Below are 19,070 nucleotides of genomic sequence, written 5' to 3'. Positions count from 1 at the left end.
ACCATGCCCGAGACAGGCCGCGACCCGCACCGCCCATCCCCCGACGCGCTGCTCGAAGCGGCGCGCCGGGAGGAGCGGATCCGCGGTCGCCTCAAGGTCTTCCTCGGCGCTGCGCCGGGGGTCGGCAAGACCTACGAGATGCTGACCATCGGCCGCGCCCGGCTCAAGGCCGGGACCGACGTGGTGGTGGGCGTGGTCGAGACCCATGGCCGTGCCGAGACCGAAGCCCTGCTCGACGGGTTCGAGACGATCCCCCGCCGGGCCGTCCCGTATCACGGCACCGTCCTGGAGGAGATGGATCTCGACGCGCTGCTCGCCCGGCGCCCGGCGCTTGCGCTGGTCGACGAGCTCGCCCACACCAACGCCCCGGGCTCGCGCCATCCGAAGCGCTACCAGGATGTCGAGGAGTTGCTCGATGCCGGCATCGACGTCCTGACGACGCTCAACATCCAGCATGTGGAGAGCCTCAACGACGTGGTCGCCGCGATCACGCGCATCCGGGTGCGCGAGACGGTGCCGGACGGCGTCCTCGACCGGGCCGACGACATCGAGGTGGTCGACCTCAACCCCGACGACCTGATCCAGCGCCTGAAGGACGGCAAGGTCTACGTCCCGACCAATGCCGAGCGCGCCCTGAAGCATTACTTCTCCCGCGGCAACCTGACAGCCCTGCGGGAGCTGGCGCTCCGGCGCACCGCCGACCGGGTCGATGACGAGCTGCTGGGCCACATGCGGGCCAACGCCATCGCGGGCCCGTGGGCGGCGGGCGAGCGGGTGCTGGTCTGCGTGAACGCGGATCAAAGCGCGTCGGGGCTCGTGCGCTACGCCAAGCGCCTCGCCGACCGCCTGCACGCGCCCTGGACGGCCCTCGTGATCGAGGGGGCCCGCGCGGCCTCGCTCCGGGAGGCGGAGCGCGACCGGATCGCCGAGGCCCTGCGGCTGGCCGACCGGCTCGGGGGCGACGCCGTCACCCTGCCGGGCGGCCGGCGCATCGCCGACGACGTGCTCGACTACGCCCTCTCGGCGAACGTCAACCACATCATCGTCGGCAAGGCGAGCCGGTCGTGGCTGTTCGAACTGGTCAACGGCTCGGTGGTGCACGACCTCGTGCGCCGGAGCGGCAATATCAGCGTGCACGTCGTCCGCGGCGAGGGGGTCCCGGATGAGCGACAGCCCCGCCGCGCCGCCCCGGTGGAGGCCCCGCGATCCGGCCTCGATGTCAGGCCCTACGGCCTCGCCATGGCGGCCATCGCGGCCGGTCTCGGTGCGGCTCTCCTGGCGCAGCCCTATGCGGGCGTCGAGAATGCCGACCTGTTCCTGCTCACCGCCGTCGTGGCGGTGGCGGTGCGCTGGGGGCTCGGTCCGTCGCTCGCCGCGGTCGTGGCCGCCTCGCTCGCCTACAATTTCTTCTTCCTGCCACCGGTCTACACCCTGACCATCGCCGATCCGACGAACGTCGCGGCCTTCCTGCTCTTCACCCTGGTGGCCGTGCTGGTCTCGAACCTCGCCTCCCGTGCCCGCCGCGTCGCGGTGGTCAGCCAGGGCCGCGCGCGGGCAACCGAGCGGCTGTTCGGATTCGCGCGCAAGCTCGCCGCCTGCGGCATCCTCGACGACGTGCTCTGGGCCACCTGCGCTCAGGTCGCCGCGATGGTGAAGGCGCGCGTCGTCCTCCTGCTGCCCGACGGTCAGGCCGTGACGGTCCGGGCCGGCTACCCGCCCGAGGACAGGCTCGACGAGGCCGACGTGGCGGCGGCGCAATGGGCCTTCGACAACGACCGGCCGGCCGGCCGCGGCGCCGACACGCTGCCCGGCGCCAAGCGCCTGTTCCTGCCCATGCGCACGGGCCGCGGCACGATCGGGGTGATCGGCCTCGACGCGGACGGGACCGGGCCGATTCTGACGCCCGAGGGCCGCCGCCTGCTTGACGCCCTGGCCGACATGGGGGCGCTCGCCATCGAGCGGGTGCGGCTCGTGGAGGATCTCGACCGGGCCGAGCGCGCCGCCGAGACCGATCGCCTGCGGCAGGCGCTGCTCACCTCGATCAGCCACGACCTGCGCACGCCCTTGGCCTCGGTGCTGGGCGCGGCCAGCACGCTGCGCGACCTCGACAGCGCCCTCGACGGAATCGCCAAGGCGGACCTTCTGTCGACCATCATCGCGGAATCCGAGCGGCTCAACCGCTTCATCGTCAACCTGCTCGACATGACCCGCCTCGAAGCGGGGGCCGTGGCGCCGAACCTCTCGGCGCAGGATGCCGGCGAGATCGTCGACACCGCCCTCCGGCGGATCCAGACGGTCCTCGCCGGCCACCACGTCGCCGTGGAGGTCGCCCCGGACCTGCCGACGCTTGCGCTCGATCCGGTCCTGTTCGAGCAGGCTCTGGTCAACCTGCTCGACAACGCGGCTAAATACGCCCCGGAGGGATCCACCGTGACGGTCCGGGCGCTGCACGAGGGTGCGGCGCTGCGCATCACCGTGCTGGATGAGGGAGAGGGCCTGCCAAGCGGGGATGTCGAGCGGGTGTTCGACAAGTTCTACCGGGCCCGCAAGAGCGACCGCGTCCGGGCCGGCACCGGGCTCGGCCTCGGCATCGCGCGCGGTTTCGTCGAGGCGATGGGCGGCACCGTCACGGCCGGCAATCGGCCCGACCGGCCGGGAGCCGTCTTCACCGTGACCCTGCCGGTCCCGGCCAGGACCGCGCCGAAGGAGATCGCCGCATGAGCCCGACGATCCTGGTCGTCGACGACGAGCCGCCGATCCGCAAGCTCCTCCGCATGGGGCTCGCCACGCAGGGTTACGCCATCGTGGAGGCGCCGAACGCCGCCGCGGCGCTCGAGGCCCTCGGACGCGGCCCGGTCGATCTGATCCTCCTCGATCTCGGGCTCCCGGACATGCGCGGGCACGACCTGCTGCGCGCGATCCGGGCGTCCCATCCCGACCTGCCCGTCGTGGTCCTGTCGAGCCGCGACGACGAGGGCGGCAAGGTCGAGGCGCTCGATCTCGGCGCCGACGATTACGTCACGAAGCCGTTCGGCATGGCGGAGCTGCTCGCCCGGCTGCGCGCGGCGATGCGCCACCAGCTCGCCGTCCGCGGCGAACGGCCGGTCTTCCGGGTCGACGGACTCTCGGTCGATCTCGTCCGCCGCATCGTGAGGCGCGACGACGCCGAGGTGAAGCTGACCCCGCGCGAGTACGATTTCCTGCGGGTGCTCGTGCTCCATGCCGGCAAGGTGCTGACCCACGCGCAGCTGATGCACGCCGTGCCGGCCTCGTCGGATCCGCAATACCTGCGGGTCTATATCCGGCAGCTCCGCCAGAAGCTGGAAACGGACCCCGAGCGCCCCCGCATCCTCCTCACCGAGACCGGCGTCGGCTACCGCCTGCGTGCGCCCGACGACGGACCGAACCTCAGGCCACGCACGGCGAACGGCGCCGGACCGCTCACGACGGAGTCGACGAACTGATGCCCCCCATGCCGCCGATCCGACCTGCGCCATGACGGTCGACGCGTTCCTGGCGCCGGCAGACGCGCTGGTCGGTCTGCGCGTCGCGAGCAAGAGAGCCCTCCTCGAAAACCTCGCCGGGCGCGCCTCGGACAGGCTGGCCATCGCCGTGGATGAGATCCTGCCCGCGCTCCTCAGGTGCGAGGATCTGGGCTCGACCGGCGTCGGCGGCGGCGTGGCGATGCCGCATGCCCGCCTGGACGCCGTGCGGCGGCCCTTCGGGCTTCTGGCGCGGCTGCGGGAGCCGGTCGACTTCGAGGCGGTGGACGACCAGCCGGTCGACCTCGTCTTCCTCCTGCTGCTCCCGGCCGGCGGGGAGAGCCAGAACCTGAACGCGCTGGCCTGCGTGGCGCGACGGCTGCGGGACCCGGAGACCGCCGCGGCCCTCCGCGACGCCCGCGATGCCGGCGCACTCCATGCGCGGGTCGGCGGACGGGCGCTCAGCCAAGCCTGAGCGCGACCGCACCGCGTTCTCCGAAGCGGGACGACATCGGGTTCGGCGCTCTCCCGGCCCGGGCGCGGTGCATGCCCGCGCCCTGAGGCGATCGCCCCGACCTCCGCGACGATCGGGAAGATCGATCGCGACGCCCCGCACACGCTCCCCGGGAAGGGCAGGGCCGATCCCGAAGCCGTGCGCATTGCCCGGCCCGCGCTGAGGATCGATACCCGCCCGATTTGGCGCGCCTCCCTGGGCCCGGCGGGCCACGGCGCCTGACGCGCCGCCCCCTCCGCATCCTGGCCGCCGGTCGGCTGCCGGGCCTCGGCGGTCGTTGCGGGGCTCGACGATCCGGTCCGCATCGCCGATATCGTGGTAACCCGGGGGAGGGCGCCGGACAGGGTGCTGGCCCGGAGCGGGCATGAGCCGAGAGAGTTGCAGGCGGTGGCACAGCTGACCGACGATTGCTTCGCCTTCGGGGGCAAGCTCATGCGGATCGAGGAGGCGGTCACGCTCATCGCTGAGCGCATGCCGGTTCTCGCCGACGTCGAAACCGTGCCGCTCGCGCACGCCGACGGCCGTATCTGCGCGCACGATGTCCTGGCCCAGCACGACCTGCCGCCCTTCACCAATTCGGCGGTCGATGGGTATGCGGTGCGCCACGCCGATCTGGCGCGCGCGGGCGAGACGCGCCTGCCCGTGAGCGGCCGCCTCGCGGCCGGCGCGGTTCCGGGCGGCGCGGCGATCGCGGGGGCCGTCCGGATCTTCACGGGTGCGCCGATGCCGAACGGCGCCGACACCGTCTTCATGCAAGAGGACGTCCGCGCCGATGGCGACGGCGTGTCCCTGCCCCCGAACTTGAAGCGGGGCGCCAACACGCGGCCGGCGGGGGAGGACCTGCCGCGCGGCGGTCTGGCGATCCCCGCGGGGCGGCGCCTGCGTCCGCAGGATCTGGCTCTCGCGGCCGCCACGGGACACGCCGAGCTCGCGGTGCGGCGCCGCCTGCGCGTCGCGCTGTTCTCCACGGGCGACGAGCTGGCCGAGCCTGGCCTGCCGTTGCGGTCCGGTCAGGTCTACGATTCGAACCGGGCCCTGCTGGCGGCGCTGCTGAAGCGCCTCGGTGTCGAGGTCGACGACCTCGGGATCATCCGGGACGACCCCGCCGCCCTGAAGGCCCGGCTGGACGCGGCCAGCGGCGGCCATGACCTGGTCCTCACCTCCGGCGGCGTCTCGATAGGCGAAGAGGACCACGTGAAGGGGGCGGTCGAGGCGCTGGGGCGGCTGGCCGTCTGGCGGCTCGCGATCAAGCCGGGGCGGCCGATCGCCCTCGGCCAGATCGGCGACACGCTGTTCGTCGGGCTGCCGGGCAACCCGGTCGCCGTTTACGTCACGCTGCTCTTCGTGGTGCGGCCGCTCCTCGCCCGGCTCGGCGGCGGCCTGACCGAGTCCCCGGCCGCGTGGCCCGTGCGCGCCGCTTTCGAATACCGCAAGAAGCCGGGCCGGCGGGAATACGTGCGGGTCTGCCTTGAGCGCGGCCCCGACGGCGCCCCCGTGGCGCGCAAGTTCCCGCGCGAAGGGGCGGGCATGCTCACATCCCTGACGGAAAGCGATGGCCTCGTCGAACTCCCCGACGACGCGACGACGGTCGCCCCGGGCGATATGCTCACCTGCTATCCGCACGCGCTCCTCTGGTAGGCAGGACAAGTCCAGGACGCCAAGTCCGCGCGTCAAGTCCGCGCTTCGGGGTCGGACCGACCGGCGGGTCGCGCCATCCGCCGCGTCCCATCCCGGAGGACCGGTCCCGGCGCATAGGGGTCAGCCCGCCAGATCCTGTTCTCCCCCAGCACGTCCGAGGCGCAGGCCGGCCTCGCCGGGGCGTTGCCGTGAACTCCTTATGTCACCCCCCCTGACCCTGGGATTGGCCGCCCTCCTGAGCGCGGCGGGCCTCCTGCCGTCGGCCCACGCCGAGCCCGCCTGTTCAAGCACATCCTCCCGCTCTTCCAGGCGGCGTCCGGGATCGACGTGAAGCTCGTCGCGCTGGGCACGGGTCAGGCGCTCGACGCGGCCGTTCAGGTTCAGGGTGAAGGGCGCCGCGTCGGGGGCGAGGCCCTGTGCGTTGACGGCGGGGTCGACCGCGCGGCCGAACTCGACCGTGACCGCCCGGTCGCCCCACGCGAGGAGGCGGCAGCCGGGCTCAGACGCCGAGCACCTCGGCCATCGGGCGCAGGGCGATCCCCTTGGCGGCGCAGTCCTCGCGCAGGCGGCGCGCCATGGCGACCGCGCCGGGCGTGTCCCCGTGGACGCAGACCGTGTCGATCCGCGTCGGGATGCGCCGCCCGGACAGGCTGGTGATCGCCCCGTCCTCCAGCATCCGCGTCACGCGCTCGGAGACGGAATCCGGATCGTGCAGCACGGCGCCGGGGAGCTTGCGCGAGACCAGGGTGCCGTCATCCGCGTAGGCGCGGTCGGCGTAGACCTCGCGGGCGATCGGCAGGCCGAGTGTCTCCCCGGCCTTCTCGGTCTCCAGGCCCGGCATCACCACGAAGATCAGGTCGCGATCGAGGGTGCGGATCGCCCGGGCCACCGCCAGGGCGAGGTCGGCATCCTCGTTGGCCATGTTGCCCATCGCCCCGTGGGTCTTCACATGGCGCACCGGGCAGCCGGCATCCTGCGCGAGCGCCAGCAGGGCGCCGACCTGGTAGAGCACCGCCTTCTCGATGTCGGCGGGGCGCTCGCCGTGGATCGGCCGCCGGCCGAAGCCCCAGAGGTCGAGGAAGCTCGGATGGGCGCCGGCCTGCACGCCGTTCGCGGCGGCGCCGCGCAGGGTCTCGTGCATCACCAGCGGATCGCCGGCGTGGAAGCCGCAGGCGATGTTGGCCGAGGTCGCCACGCGCAGCATCTCGGCATCGTCGCCCAGGCGGTAGACGCCGAAACCCTCGCCCATGTCGCAGTTCAGATCGACGATCATCGGTGCATCCTCTCTTTCGCGTTGGGTCAGGCTTCGGCGACGAGGTGGGCCACCAGGGTCGCGGCCGCGCAGAGATCCGCGATCCGCATCGCCTCGTCCGGGTTGTGGCTGCCGTTCTGGTTGCGGATGAAGATCATCGTGCTCGGCACGCCCTGGCCGGCCAGCGTCGCGGTGTCGTGCCCGGCTCCGCTGGCCATCGTGCGGAACGGCATCTTGAGCCGGCGCGCATGGCCCGACAGGGCCTCGACGAGCACGGGGCTCATCCGCGCCGGTGTGCTGCCGGTGCGCTCGCCCAGGACGAAGCGCACACCGCGGGCGGCCGCGATGGCGGCGACGTGCTCGGCGAGGGCCGCCTCGACCCGATCCAGGACGGACGGCTCGGTGCTGCGCACGTCGAGGCAGAACCGGACCTCGCCGGGGATCTTGGCGAAGGCGTGCTGGACCGGATCGGTGGCGACCTCGCCCAGCGTGATCGTGGCCGGGCAGCCCTCCGCCTCCAGCCTTCCCCAGAGGGCATCCAGGCCGGTGATCAGGTCGGCCAGGGCGAAGACCGCGTCGCTGCGCTCCCTTCGCGTCACGGCGCCGGAATGGCCGTAGCGGCCGAAGCAGGCGGCCTTGCGGTAGCGGAAGCTGCCGCTGATCGCCGTGACGAAGCCCACCGGGATCCCGGCCGCCTCCAGTGCCGGCCCCTGCTCGATATGCATCTCCACGAAGCCGTGGATCCGTGCCGGATCGAGCAACCGCTCGCCCCGCGCCACCGCCTCCGGCCGCAGGCCGAGCTCGGCCATGTGGTCGCGCAGGCTCCGGCCGGTATCGGCGCGGGGCAGGTCGAGCACCTCGGGCGGCAGCAGGCCGAAGGCGGCCCGGCTGCCGACATAGGAGGCCGGGAACCACACGCTCTCCTCGGCGCGGAACACCGCCACCGTCACGGGCCGTGCCGGCACGATCCCCGCCCGGCGCAGGGCCTCCACGGCCGCGAGGCCGCCGATCACGCCCGCCGCCCCGTCGAAATTGCCCCCGTGGGGCACGGTATCGACGTGCGAGCCGACCATCCAGGGCGCCAGCGCCGGGTCGCGCCCCGCCAGCGTCAGGAACAGGTTGCCGGCCGCGTCGGTCTCGGCGGTGAGCCCGAGCGCCTGCCCGGCGGCCCGCATCAGGGCATGGGCACGCTCCTCGCCGACGCCGTAGGCCGCCCGCGTCACGCCCGGTGCATCCCGGCTGAAGGCCAGAAGCTCGGCGAACAGGCGTTCGCAGAAATCCGGGTCGATCGCGAGGCCGGTCATGCCGTCTGCCCGCCGCGCGCACCCTCCCGCCGCGCCGGCCCGATCCGGCCGATCGGCTGAACAATGAGGCACGGGCTCGGTGCGCCCGCGGAGGCAAAACCGGGATCCGGATGCTCGATGACCATGTCGAAGGCAGCCATGCTTAAAAATACCGCTTGAATGCCGGCGGTATACCGGTTCTGCTAAGACATCGCAGCGGCCCTGGCAATGTAGAACCGCAGCGAAGTCGAAATAAAATCTCCACATCAAGAGATGTGATGGTCGTTAGAACAGTATCCCAGCGCGGATCATGACGCGGATCGAAGCAACGATCCGCGCCACGACCGCATCACCTCGGGTTCGACGATGGCTCAGATCGCGACGGCCGCAGCGCCGCTCCTGAAGATCAGGAAGCTCCACAAGAGCTACGGCGCCAACGAGGTCCTGAAGGGCATCTCCCTCGACATCCACGAGGGCGAGGTCGTGTCGATCATCGGGGCGAGCGGCTCGGGCAAGAGCACGTTCCTGCGCTGCCTGAACCTCATGGAGACGCCGACCTCCGGCTTCATGGATTTCGAGCGCTTCGCCTTCGATTACGAGCAGGGCGCCCGCCGCCAGCCGACGCCGCAGCAGCTCTGCGCGTTGCGCGCGCGGATCGGCATGGTGTTCCAGAGCTACAATCTCTGGCCGCACATGACCGTGCTGGAGAACGTCATCGAGGCGCCGATCCAGGTGCGGCGGATGCCCCGCCGGCAGGCGGTCGCGGAGGCGGAGGCGCTGCTGCAGCGCATCGGCCTCTACGAGAAGCGGCACGCCTACCCGTCGAAGCTGTCGGGCGGGCAGCAGCAGCGCGTGGCGATCGTGCGCGCCCTGGCGATGGCGCCCAAGGTGATGCTGTTCGACGAGGTGACCTCGGCCCTCGATCCGGAACTGGTCGGCGAGGTGCTGGCGCTGATCGGCTCGCTCGCGGCGGAGGGGATGACGATGCTGCTCGTCACCCACGAGATGGCCTTCGCCCGGGATGTCGGTACCCGCACCCTGTTCTTCGACGGCGGCGTGATCGCCGAGGACGGGCCGCCCGACGACATCATCGGCGCCCCCCGGAGCGAGCGGCTGCGCCAGTTCCTCCGGCGCGTGCTGCACCAGCCCGCCGCGCTCGGAGAGACGGCATGAGCCGCCGGCCCATCCTCAAGGAGATCGGACGGCGATGAGCGTCGCGGCGTTGCAGGACTGGTGGCTCACCCTCTCGGACGAGGTCGTCACCTACGGACCCGGCTTCGTCTCGGCTACCCTGGTCGTGCTCGGCGTCACGGTGGCGAGCATCCTGGTGAGCTGGGTCTGCGGCCTGCTCGGGGCGCTGGGCAAGCGCTCGTCCTTCGCCCCCGTCCGGGCGCTGGCGAGCTTCTACGTCTGGTTCATCCGGGGGACGCCGACCCTGGTGCAGGTGTTCATCGTGTATTTCGGCATGCCGCAGATCGGGGTGAAGCTGTCGCCGATCACCGCCGGCATCATCGCGCTCGGCGTCAGCAGCGGCGCCTACGTGGCCGAGACCATCCGGGCCGGCCTCGCGGCGATCCCCCGGGGTCAGGTCGAGTCGGCGCTGGCGCTCGGCATGAACCCGCGGATCATGATGGTGCGGATCGTCCTGCCGCAGGTCTTCCGCATGATCCTGCCCGCGCTGACCAACGAGGCGATCTCGGCGGTCAAGAACACCTCGCTCCTGTCGACGATCACGGTGGTGGAGCTGACCCTCTACGCGCAGCTCATGATCGCCACGACCTTCCGGCCGTTCGACTTCTACATCGCGGCGGCGCTGATCTACCTCGGCCTCACCTCGATCCTGTCGCAGCTCTCGGCCTTCTTCGAGCGGCGCTACGCCCGCCTGTCCTGAGCCTTCCCCGCCGCGGGACGGGCCGCGGCCGACACCTCCCGCCCCCGAGATCGGAGATCGCCATGAACCGCCGCCACGTCCTCGCCCTCGCCGCCCTCTGTGCGGGACTTCTCATCGCCCCGGCGGCCCGCGCGGCCGAGGGCAAGCTGGAGCTGATCGAGCCCGGCAAGCTGATCGTGGCGACCGACAGCACCTTCGCACCGTTCAGCATGCGCACGCCGGGCGGCGAGCTCGACGGCCTGGAGGTCCGGGTGATGCGCGAGGTCTGCCGGCGGATCGGGCTCGCATACAGCCCGGTCAACATCAAGTTCGACGCCCTGCTGGTCGGCCTGATGGCCGATCAATACGACATCACCAGCGAGTCGATGGACATCACCGCGGCCCGCCAGAAGCAGGTCGCCTTCGCTGACGGGTGGCTCGAATCCGGCGCGCGGATCGTCACCCGCAAGGATACCGGCATCAAGGGCCCGGAGGATCTCAAGGGCCGCAACGTCGGCGCCCTCTCGGCCTCGACCTTCGGCAAGCTCGCCGAGGAGCACGGCGCCACCCTGAAGAGCTACAAGACCGCCGCGGATGCCATGCAGGACCTCGTCAACGGCAACATCGACGCGGTGATCAACGACGCGGTGGCGGGCAACTACGCCATCAAGGCCCGCAAGCTGCCCCTGGTGATGATCGAGACACCGCTCAGCACGGTCCAGAAGGGCTTCGCCATCAAGCAGGGGAAGCCGAACCTGCACGCCGCCGTCAACAAGGCGCTCGCCGAGATGGTCGCCGACGGGACCTACGCCAAGCTCGTCACCCCGCTGATCGGCTATGATCCGGCCCCGAAGGAGCCGATCCACACGCCTGCTCAGTGAGCGGAGGCGGCCGGCGCCCGACAAGAAGACACGGGAGCGGTCCGCCCGGCCGCTCCGGGAGGACCCGGATGAAGACCCTCGACGCCGCGTCGTACACGACGGCGCTCAACGCCCGGCGCGAGCGGAGCCTCGGCCAGAAGGCCTACGACCGGCTGCTCGACATGCTGGTCCGCCGCGACCTGCCGGCCGGCACCGTGCTGCATGAGCGCCGCCTCGCCGAGATGCTCGACATCTCCCGGACCCCGACCCGCGAGGCGATGTCGCGGCTGGAGACCGAGGGGCTGATCGAGCGGCAGCCCGGCGGGATGCTCGTCGTCAAGGAGTTCTCCTTGCGCGAGCTGATCGAGATCCTGCATGTCCGCCGCCTGCTGGAGCGGGAGAGCGTCGTGCTGGCCACCGGCCGGATCGACGACGCCGCGCTGGCGGATCTGGAGCGGCAGAGCGCGGCGCTGCTGGCGGCGGGCGACCCCGATGCGCCGGGCAACTGGGAGGTCGACCGGCGCTTCCACGAGCTGATCGCCGACCACAGCCACAACACGATCCTCGCCAAGACGATCAAGGACCTGCGGCGCAAGACCCAGATGTTCAACCTGAGCCGGATGCCCGAGCGGTTCGAGGCGGTCCATCGCGAGCACCTCGCGGTGGTGGCCGCCCTCCGGGCCAAGGACGCGGCGGCGGCGGCGGACGCCATCGCGGCCCATCTCGAGAACTTCAAGCAGGGCATCATCCGGCGCCTGAGCGAAGTCTGAGGCGGAGACGGTCCGATGCACGAATTCGCCGATCTGCGCGGCCGTGAGGCGGCCTTCCCGGAGGCGGAGTTCGCCGCCCGGCAGGCAGCGGCCCGGGCCGCCATTAAGGCGGCCGGCCACACGGCCCTGGTGGTGACCGGCCCGGAGACGATCTACTGGCTGACCGGCCGCCAGACGGCGGGCTACTTCGCGTTCCAGGCCCTCGTGGTGCCGGTCGCGGGCGATCCGGCCCTCCTGGTCCGGCAGCTCGAACGGCCGGGCGCGGCCGCCAACACCTGGCTCGACGACATCGCGGCCTATCCGGACGGCGCCGATCCGGCCGAGGCCCTGGCAGCGCTGGTCCGGCGGCGCGGGCTCGCCCGGCCGGCCCTGGAACGGGACGGCTGGTTCGTGGCGCCGGCCCTCGCGGCGCGGATCGACGCCGCCCTCGGCGGCCCGCTGCCCGACGGGTCCGGCCTCCTCGCCCCCCTGCGGGCGGTGAAGTCGGCGGCCGAGCTGGCGGCGATCCGGGCCGCCGCCCGCTACGCGCAGGCCGGGATCGCCGCCGGGCTCGAGGCCTGCGCGGCCGGCACCGACGAGAACGCCGTCGCGGCCGCCATGCTGGCCGCCGCGACGGCGGCCGGATCCGAGGCCATGGCGATGGAGCCCCTGGTCGCGTCGGGCCCGCGCAGCGGTCTGCCGCACATGACCTGGCGGCGGCGCCGGCTGGAACCGGGCGACGCGGTCTTCCTCGAACTCGCCGGCAGCCATGCCCGCTACCACGCGGCGCTGATGCGCAGCGTCTGGATCGGCCCGCCGCCGGCCGAGGCGCAACGGATGATGGATTGCGCCCTGCGCGCCCTCGATGCGGCGCTCGCCGCGCTCCGGCCCGGCCGTCCCTGCTCGGCCCCGCACGTGGCGGCGCAGGCCATCATCGACGCGGCGGGTTACGGCCCGGCCTTCCGCAAGCGCATCGGCTACGCGATGGGCGTCGCCTTCGCGCCGGACTGGGGAGAGGGAAACCTGCTCTCACTCTTCACGGGCGAAGATCGGCTGATCGAGCCCGGGATGGTCTTTCATCTGCCGGCGACCCTGCGCCGCTACGGCGCCTGGACCGTCGGCGCCTCCGAGACCGTCATCGTCACGGCGAACGGGGCCGAGCCTCTGTCTGACCTCTCCCGAACTCTGTCGCTGCGATAAGCCTCTCGACATCTCACCCGTTGTGAAAACGGAATGGCGGCCGCATGCTCTGCAGCGCCAGCGACCAAGCTGCGCGCGCGCCCACGTCTGCTTCCGTTTCCCTGTGAATCCGAACCGGACCGGCGGCTTCAGGCCAGCCTATGCCCCGCTGAGGTGCCAGCGGGCGCAAACCCGGCCGTTCGCCGCTGCGCCGGACAGCCGAACCCGGCGGGATCCCGGCAGCAGACGTTGCGGCATCCCTGCCTGTCGATCGCTTCCGAGAGACCCCGCCCCGTCATCGAATACCGCCATCGCTCAGGCGGTACCAAGCGATGATCGCAGAAACGTACAGGCGGTGGAGCGCGTGAAGCGGCAGGGGCGTTACCGGCGTGGGCGACAGGGGCAGGCTGTCGGCATCGCCGGTCGCGATATAGGCGGCGATCGCCCGGCCCATCGCCGACTGGAGACCGACGCCCCGGCCCTGGCAGCCGATGTCGATCAGCAGCCCGGGGGCCGGCTCGTGAAGATGGGGGAGGTAATCCCGGGTGATCGCCACGCGGCCGCACCAGCGGTGGTCGAAGGCGATGCCATCCAGCTGCGGGAACAGCTTGCCGACGATCCGTTCGAGATGCGCCCAGTCCTGCGGGCTGCGCGGCTCCCGGAACGGGCCGCGGCCGCCCATCAGCAGCCGGCCGGTATGGTCGAGCCGGAAATAGAGCAACAGCTTGCGCGTGTCCGAGGAGACCTGTCCCTCGGGCAGGATCGAGCGCCGCAGGTTGTCCGAGAGCGGCACCGTGGCGACCTGAAAGGAGTTGGCCGCGATCACCGTCCGGGCGAGGCCGGGCCAGAGGCCGCCGGTGTAGCCGTTGGTGCAGAGGACGACGCGCTCGGTGGTGAGGCGGGCGCCCTGCGCCGTGGTGACGGTCCAGCCCGATCCGGTCCGCTCCAGGGCGGTCACCGGGGACTCGGCATGGATCGCGGCCCCGGCCTTGAGGGCGGCGCGGGCGAGGCCCCGGGCGTAGCTCAGCGGCTGGATCGCGCCGCCGCGGCCGTCGAGCCAGCCGCCGAGATACCGGTCCGTACCGAGCAGCCGGTCGGTTTCGTCCTTGTCGAGGAGGCGGGTCGGGGCACCGAGCTCCGCCCACTGGCTGGCCCGCCGCGCAACGTCCTCCAATCCGGCCTGCGTGTGGGCGCCCTGGATCCAGCCCGCGCGCCGGTGCGGCACGTCCATCGCGTGCCGGTCGATCAGGTCGAAAACCACGTCGGCGGTGCCGCCGGCGAAGCGGGCGAGCCGCTCGCCGCGCTCGCGCCCGAAGCGGGCCAGGAGGTCGCCGGGATCGTACTTCAAGCCCGGGATGACCTGACCGCCGTTGCGCCCGGAGCCGCCGAAGCCGATCGCACGCGCCTCCAGCACGACCGGCCGGATCCCCCGCTCGGCGAGGTGCAGGGCGGTGGACAGGCCGCAGAAGCCGCCGCCGACGATGACCACCTCGGCCCGACCGGATTCGGCGAGCGGCGGGGTCTCCGGCGCAGGCGCCGCGGTGGTGGCCCAGAGCGACGGGGCGAGCGGGAAGGGTTCGGCCACGGCCTCTCCTACAGCGGATGCAGCACGCGCTGCAGGAAGTCCCGGGTGCGCGGATTCTGCGGACGGTTCAGCACCTCGGCGGCCGGCCCCTGCTCGACGAGGCGGCCCCCGTCGAGGAACAGGACCCGGTCCGCCACCTCCCGGGCGAAGCCGATCTCGTGGGTCACGACCATCATCGTCATGCCCTCGTCGGCCAGGCCCCGCATCACCCGCAGCACGTCACCGACCAGTTCGGGATCGAGCGCCGAGGTCGGCTCGTCGAACAGGATCGCGTCGGGCCGCATGGCGAGCGCCCGGGCGATGGCGACGCGCTGCTGCTGACCGCCGGAGAGCTGGTCGGGCCGGGCATGCTCCTTCCCCGAGAGGCCGACCCGGGCGAGCAGGGCGGCGGCCCGCGCCTCGGCCTCCGCACGGGGCTCGCCCTTCACGTATAACGGGCCCTCGACGACGTTCTCCAGGGCGGTGCGGTTGGCAAACAGGTTGAAGCGCTGGAACACCATCGAGACCCGCGTGCGGATCGCCTTGATGCTGCGCGCGTCCCGCTCGACCCGCTGGCCGCCGACGCGGATCTCGCCGCCGTCATAGGCTTCGAGCCCGTTAATACAGCGGAGCAGGGTCGACTTGCCGGAGCCCGAGGGGCCGATGATGCAGACGACCTCGCCCGTGGCGACCTCGGCCGAGACCCCCTTGATCACCTCCAGGGCGCCGTAATGCTTGCGGACATCCTCCAGGACGATCATCGCTGCCGCCCCCTGGCCTCGAGATGACGGACCAGGAAGATCAACGGCAGGCTGAGCGCCAGGTACATCAGCGCCACCATCGTGTAGACGCTGGTGTTCTTGAAGGTGGACGACGCGATGAGCTTGCCTTGCAGGGCGAGTTCCGCGACCGTGATGGTCGAGGCCTGGGACGAATCCTTGAGCATCATGATCATGATGTTGCCGTAGGGCGGCAGCGCGATCCGGATCGCCTGTGGCAGGATCACCCGCCGCATGGTCATGCCCCAGCCCATGCCGATCGACAGCGCCGCCTCGACCTGCCCGCGATCCACCGCCTCGATGCCGGCGCGGAAGTTCTCGGCCTGATAGGCCGAATAGGCGATGCCAAGTCCGATGATGGCCGCCTGGACGGCCGTCAGCGACAGGCCGAAATCGGGCATGACGAAGTAGATGTAGAACAACTGCACGATGATCGGGATGCCGCGCAGGATGTTGATCATCACCGCGCTGAAGCCGGCCAGGATCGCGATCCCCGAGACCCGCAGAACCGCCCAGACGAGGCCCAGCAGCGTCGATACGACCAGCGAGGCGAGGGTGATCAGAACCGTGAGCTGCACGCCCTGCAGCAGGATGGGCAGATACTCCTGTGCGTCGACCAGGAACGCGCGCATCCGGCTCAGGACCGATCGGCCGAGGGCGGCAGGCCCCACTTGGTGAGGATTGCCTGGAGCGTCCCGTCAGCCTTGAGCTTGGCGAGCGCGGCATCAATCTTGGCGAGCAGCGCGGTGTCGGCCTTGCGAACGCTGAGGCCGACCGAGGCGACGACGGTCGGCTTGAGCGTCTCGACCAGGCGCACGCCGGGGAACAGGCCCTGCTTCACGTAGTAGGCGAGGATCGGCGCGTCGGCGAACCCGGCCTTCAGGCGGCCGGAATTCACGTCGCGGATGATGTCCGGGATCGTGTCGTAGATCTTCACCTCGCTGAAGAGGCCCGACTTCTTCAGCGGCTCGACGAAGGCGGTCCCCACTTGGGCCCCCACGGTCTCGCCCTTCAAGTCGGCGAAGGCGGTGTAGTCCTTGGTGTCGGTCTTCGGGACGATCAGGCCTTCGCCGTAGCTGTAGACCGGCGCCGAGAAGGCCACGATCTCCTTCCGCTGGGGCGTGATGAACATCGCCGCCGAGATGATGTCGATCTTCGAGGCGGTGAGCGCCGGGATCAGCGTCGAGAATTGCAGCGGCTCCACCGCCACCGTGAAGCCTGCCTCCTTGCCGACCGCGTTGACGAGGTCGACCATCACACCCTGGATGGTGTTGGTTTTGGTGTCGAGGAACGTGAACGGCAGGCCGGTGGCGGTCGCGCCGACCTTCAGCGGCTGAGCGCTGACGGCACTCCCCAGACAACCGAGGAGCAGCGCCGACGATAGACACAGCTTGGCCAGCCGCTTTCTCATTGTGCCGCTCCCGTGCAGTGTTCGAGGCTGGCGGCGATCGCCGAGGCTCGATTTCATTGTCGTGAAGAATACCGCACGTTTCCAATATCGACGCAAGCGACTTTCACGTGCATGAAGGAACGCAGGAGAGGCAGGCTGGTGTGACGGTGAGCATTCCCCGAGGTGAGACGACGGGTCCGGAGCCGGTCGACCGGGCCGTGGGCCAGCGCCTGCGCAGCCTGCGGCAGGCACGGGGGCTGTCCCTGGAAGCGGTCGCCTCCAGCACGGGCCTGTCGATCGGCTTCCTCAGTCAGGTCGAGCGGGGCCTGTCGTCGCCCTCGCTGCGCGTGCTGGCCCTCCTCGCGGACACGCTGCAGATCGGGATCGGCGGCCTGTTCGAGCCCGGCCCCGAGGCGCCGGACCCGGATCCGATCGTGGTGTTCCGGAAGGATCGGCCGGAACTGCAGCTCTGGCGGGCCGGCATCACCAAGCAGCTGCTGACCCCGCCCGGGGGCACGCAGGGCATGAGCCTGTTCCACATGGTGTTGAAGCCGGGCGCCAGCACGGGGGACGAGCCGTTCAGCCACGAGGGCGAGGAGGCGGGTCTCGTCCTCGAGGGCCGCCTGACCCTGGTGGTCGAGGCGCGCACGCTCCAGCTGGCCGAGGGGGACAGCTTCCGCTTCGAGAGCCGGCGGCCGCATCGCTTCGGCAATCCCGCGCCGCAGGGCCGGACGATCGTGCTCTGGGTCAACGTCCTCGGGCCTTCCCGGGGTGGGACGCCGTAGCCCGGGGTGGCACGCCCCCGGGGCGGTCGATGTCGCGTCCGCGGATCGGCTATTGCCCACCCAGCATGCGCGTCGTGACGGCGGCCCAGTAGGCCGCGCCGATCGGCAGGGCCGCGTCGTTGAAATCATAGGCCGGATTGTGGAGCGGCGGACCGCGCTCGGCCCCGTCCGTCCCGATCCAGGCATAGGCGCCCGGGCAGGCTTCGAGCATGTAGGCGAAATCCTCGGACGCCATGGAAGGCCCGATCTCACCGTGGCGTATCGTGATGTCGGGGACCGCCGCGGCGGCGTCGAGCGCGATCCCGACGGCCTCGCCGGTGTTGACGGTGGCGGGGTATCCGAACCGGTACGCGACCTCGGCCTTGGCCCCGTGCGTGGCGGCGGTACCCTGGGCGATGGCGGCGACGAGCTCCGCGACGCGCTTGCGCACGGCCTCGTCCAGGCACCGGACCGTGCCGCGGATGACCGCGCGGTCGGGGATGACGTTGTAGGCGTCCCCGCCGTGGATCTGCGTGACGCTGAGCACGACCGGGTCCGTGGGCGCGATCCGGCGGCTCACGATGGTCTGCAGGGCGAGGACGATCTCGGCGGTGACCACCAGCGTGTCGGTGCCCCGCTCCGGCATGGCCGCATGGGTGCCGAACCCGGCAACCGCGATCTCGAACGTGTCGAGGGAGGCCATGATGGCGCCGACCCGGGTCGCGAAGGTCCCCAGCGTCAGGCCCGGCCAGTTGTGCAGGCCGTAGACGGAGTCGCACGGGAACAGCCTGAACAGGCCGTCCTCGACCATGGCGCGGCCGCCGCCCTCGCACTCCTCCGCCGGCTGGAAGATGACGTGGACCGTACCCGTCAGGTCGGTGCGCGACGCGAGGTGCCGCGCCGCGCCGAGCAGCATCGCCACGTGGCCGTCATGGCCGCAGGCATGCATCACGCCGGGCGTTTTGGACGTGTGAGCCGCGCCCGTCGCCTCCTGGATCGGCAGGGCATCCATGTCGGCCCGCAGGCCGATGGTCGGGCCGTCGCCCCGGCTCAGGGTGCCGACCACGCCGGTGCGCCCGAGCCCGGTCTTCACCGACAGACCGCAGGCGGCCAGCTCCCGGGCGACGAGGTCCGCCGTGCGAACCTCCTGGAAGGCCAGCTCGGGATGGGCGTGCAGGTCGCGCCGCCACGCGACCATCCGCTCCACGATCTCCGCCTCGATGCCCATGCGATCTCTTCCCATGTCGGAGGCCGCCGAAGCGCCTCGATTCCCCGCCCGACCCTACGCCGACCGGCGCTGCCATTCACCCCAGCGGTGCATGCATGAAGAACTGCGCAATCAGAACGGCGCCGAGGAACGTCCCAGCATTGGCGAGGAACGAGACCACGACGATCCGCCAGCCGAGGCGGCGGAAGGCGGGCACGTCCTTGGCGACGGAGAGCCCCGCGAAGGTTAGGCTCATCAGCCCCAGCGCGCCACCCAGCAGCAGAGCCCAGAGCAGCGGCAGCAGCACGATCTTGCCAGCGCCCACCGGGATGCTGACGTTGCCGATCGCCTCCGCGATGACGATGATGACGAGGGCGAGCAGGAACAGCGTCAGCTTGCCCCCGCCCGAGACGGGCGGCGCGATCGGCCGCGTGTTCCTCGCAAACAGTTCGCCGGCCATCGGCATCCTCCCTTGGCTCCCCTGGGGGCTGCCCGTTGCTGTGCGTGCCGATCTTGATCGCCGGCTTGTCGGTAGATCG

Annotated in this window: 19 protein-coding genes and 1 pseudogene; 11 read left to right on the top strand and 9 right to left on the bottom strand. The window is 71.4% G+C overall.

Annotated elements, in window-relative coordinates; genetic code table 11:
- Positions 1 to 3: 3 nt before the first annotated feature.
- From BLQ49_RS17775 to BLQ49_RS30890, 5 genes and pseudogenes are all read left to right on the top strand, one after another.
- Positions 4 to 2,721 carry a sensor histidine kinase gene (locus tag BLQ49_RS17775; RefSeq protein ID WP_091718008.1) on the top strand — a complete coding sequence of 906 codons (2,718 nt, stop codon included), beginning with the start codon at positions 4 to 6 and terminating at the stop codon, positions 2,719 to 2,721.
- Complete coding sequence (locus BLQ49_RS17770; RefSeq protein ID WP_091718006.1) at positions 2,718 to 3,464, top strand: response regulator; 747 nt, start codon at positions 2,718 to 2,720, stop codon at positions 3,462 to 3,464. Before BLQ49_RS17775 ends, BLQ49_RS17770 begins: the two co-directional genes overlap by 4 nt.
- 31 nt (positions 3,465 to 3,495) lie before the next feature.
- Positions 3,496 to 3,957, top strand: a complete 462-nt coding sequence (locus tag BLQ49_RS17765; RefSeq protein WP_091718004.1) for a PTS sugar transporter subunit IIA — start codon at positions 3,496 to 3,498, stop codon at positions 3,955 to 3,957.
- Between the two features lie 426 nt (positions 3,958 to 4,383).
- Positions 4,384 to 5,634: a molybdopterin molybdotransferase MoeA gene (locus BLQ49_RS17760; protein ID WP_091718076.1), complete on the top strand. Its 1,251-nt coding sequence runs from the start codon at positions 4,384 to 4,386 to the stop codon at positions 5,632 to 5,634.
- A gap of 199 nt (positions 5,635 to 5,833) precedes the next feature.
- A pseudogene (locus tag BLQ49_RS30890) lies at positions 5,834 to 6,006 on the top strand (tungsten ABC transporter substrate-binding protein); the annotation flags it as partial.
- Between the two features lie 127 nt (positions 6,007 to 6,133).
- Here BLQ49_RS30890 and BLQ49_RS17755 read toward each other — a convergent pair.
- Genes BLQ49_RS17755 through BLQ49_RS29755 form a run of 3 tightly spaced genes read right to left on the bottom strand, consistent with a single transcriptional unit; the run spans position 6,134 to position 8,330 of the window.
- Positions 6,134 to 6,907 carry a LamB/YcsF family protein gene (locus BLQ49_RS17755; RefSeq protein ID WP_091718002.1) on the bottom strand — a complete coding sequence of 258 codons (774 nt, stop codon included), beginning with the start codon at positions 6,905 to 6,907 and terminating at the stop codon, positions 6,134 to 6,136.
- Positions 6,908 to 6,933: 26 nt separating this feature from the next.
- Entirely contained in the window at positions 6,934 to 8,190 is a 1,257-nt protein-coding gene (locus tag BLQ49_RS17750) for a Zn-dependent hydrolase (RefSeq protein ID WP_091718000.1), read from the bottom strand.
- Positions 8,187 to 8,330 (bottom strand): hypothetical protein, encoded by a 144-nt coding sequence (locus BLQ49_RS29755; RefSeq protein WP_167627728.1) that lies wholly within the window; start codon positions 8,328 to 8,330, stop codon positions 8,187 to 8,189. The genes BLQ49_RS17750 and BLQ49_RS29755 overlap by 4 nt, the downstream gene beginning before the upstream one ends.
- Positions 8,331 to 8,535: 205 nt before the next feature.
- Here BLQ49_RS29755 and BLQ49_RS17745 point away from each other — a divergent pair, with 205 nt between their 5' ends.
- The 5 genes from BLQ49_RS17745 to BLQ49_RS17725 all read left to right on the top strand — a co-directional run bounded on the left by BLQ49_RS17745 (position 8,536) and on the right by BLQ49_RS17725 (position 12,848).
- Positions 8,536 to 9,342 carry an amino acid ABC transporter ATP-binding protein gene (locus tag BLQ49_RS17745; protein WP_091717998.1) on the top strand — a complete coding sequence of 269 codons (807 nt, stop codon included), beginning with the start codon at positions 8,536 to 8,538 and terminating at the stop codon, positions 9,340 to 9,342.
- 34 nt (positions 9,343 to 9,376) lie between these two features.
- Entirely contained in the window at positions 9,377 to 10,060 is a 684-nt protein-coding gene (locus tag BLQ49_RS17740) for an amino acid ABC transporter permease (RefSeq protein WP_091717996.1), read from the top strand.
- Positions 10,061 to 10,122: 62 nt separating this feature from the next.
- Entirely contained in the window at positions 10,123 to 10,920 is a 798-nt protein-coding gene (locus BLQ49_RS17735; RefSeq protein ID WP_091717994.1) for a transporter substrate-binding domain-containing protein, read from the top strand.
- Positions 10,921 to 10,988: 68 nt separating this feature from the next.
- Positions 10,989 to 11,669: a GntR family transcriptional regulator gene (locus BLQ49_RS17730; RefSeq protein ID WP_091717991.1), complete on the top strand. Its 681-nt coding sequence runs from the start codon at positions 10,989 to 10,991 to the stop codon at positions 11,667 to 11,669.
- Positions 11,670 to 11,684: 15 nt separating this feature from the next.
- Complete coding sequence (locus BLQ49_RS17725; RefSeq protein ID WP_091717989.1) at positions 11,685 to 12,848, top strand: M24 family metallopeptidase; 1,164 nt, start codon at positions 11,685 to 11,687, stop codon at positions 12,846 to 12,848.
- 274 nt (positions 12,849 to 13,122) lie between these two features.
- On the opposite strand, the gene BLQ49_RS17720 is transcribed toward BLQ49_RS17725, so the two are convergent.
- From BLQ49_RS17720 to BLQ49_RS17705, 4 genes are read right to left on the bottom strand one after another with little or no spacing between them, the layout of a single operon-like run.
- A complete protein-coding gene (locus tag BLQ49_RS17720; protein ID WP_091717987.1) occupies positions 13,123 to 14,412 on the bottom strand; it encodes an NAD(P)/FAD-dependent oxidoreductase in 1,290 nt (429 codons plus the stop codon).
- An 8-nt stretch (positions 14,413 to 14,420) separates the two neighbouring features.
- A complete protein-coding gene (locus BLQ49_RS17715) occupies positions 14,421 to 15,152 on the bottom strand; it encodes an amino acid ABC transporter ATP-binding protein (RefSeq protein ID WP_091717984.1) in 732 nt (243 codons plus the stop codon).
- On the bottom strand, positions 15,149 to 15,802 hold the full coding sequence (locus BLQ49_RS17710; protein ID WP_091717982.1) for an amino acid ABC transporter permease: 654 nt from the start codon (positions 15,800 to 15,802) through the stop codon (positions 15,149 to 15,151). The genes BLQ49_RS17715 and BLQ49_RS17710 overlap by 4 nt, the downstream gene beginning before the upstream one ends.
- Positions 15,803 to 15,807: 5 nt before the next feature.
- A complete protein-coding gene (locus tag BLQ49_RS17705; protein ID WP_091717980.1) occupies positions 15,808 to 16,581 on the bottom strand; it encodes an ABC transporter substrate-binding protein in 774 nt (257 codons plus the stop codon).
- A gap of 140 nt (positions 16,582 to 16,721) precedes the next feature.
- Between BLQ49_RS17705 and BLQ49_RS17700 the strand changes: the two genes are divergently transcribed.
- Complete coding sequence (locus BLQ49_RS17700; RefSeq protein ID WP_091717978.1) at positions 16,722 to 17,345, top strand: cupin domain-containing protein; 624 nt, start codon at positions 16,722 to 16,724, stop codon at positions 17,343 to 17,345.
- A gap of 49 nt (positions 17,346 to 17,394) precedes the next feature.
- Here BLQ49_RS17700 and BLQ49_RS17695 read toward each other — a convergent pair whose 3' ends face one another.
- Both BLQ49_RS17695 and BLQ49_RS30370 read right to left on the bottom strand, forming a co-directional pair.
- Positions 17,395 to 18,552, bottom strand: coding sequence for a M20 aminoacylase family protein (locus BLQ49_RS17695; RefSeq protein ID WP_091717976.1), 1,158 nt, complete (start codon positions 18,550 to 18,552; stop codon positions 17,395 to 17,397).
- Positions 18,553 to 18,628: 76 nt separating this feature from the next.
- Positions 18,629 to 18,991 carry a DUF3100 domain-containing protein gene (locus BLQ49_RS30370; protein ID WP_244507648.1) on the bottom strand — a complete coding sequence of 121 codons (363 nt, stop codon included), beginning with the start codon at positions 18,989 to 18,991 and terminating at the stop codon, positions 18,629 to 18,631.
- Positions 18,992 to 19,070 lie beyond the last annotated feature (79 nt).

The organism is Methylobacterium phyllostachyos (genome assembly GCF_900103445.1).
GTDB classification, from domain to species: domain Bacteria; phylum Pseudomonadota; class Alphaproteobacteria; order Rhizobiales; family Beijerinckiaceae; genus Methylobacterium; species Methylobacterium phyllostachyos.
Note: the sequence above shows the minus strand (reverse complement) of the source record. Positions and strands in the feature narration are given on the sequence as shown.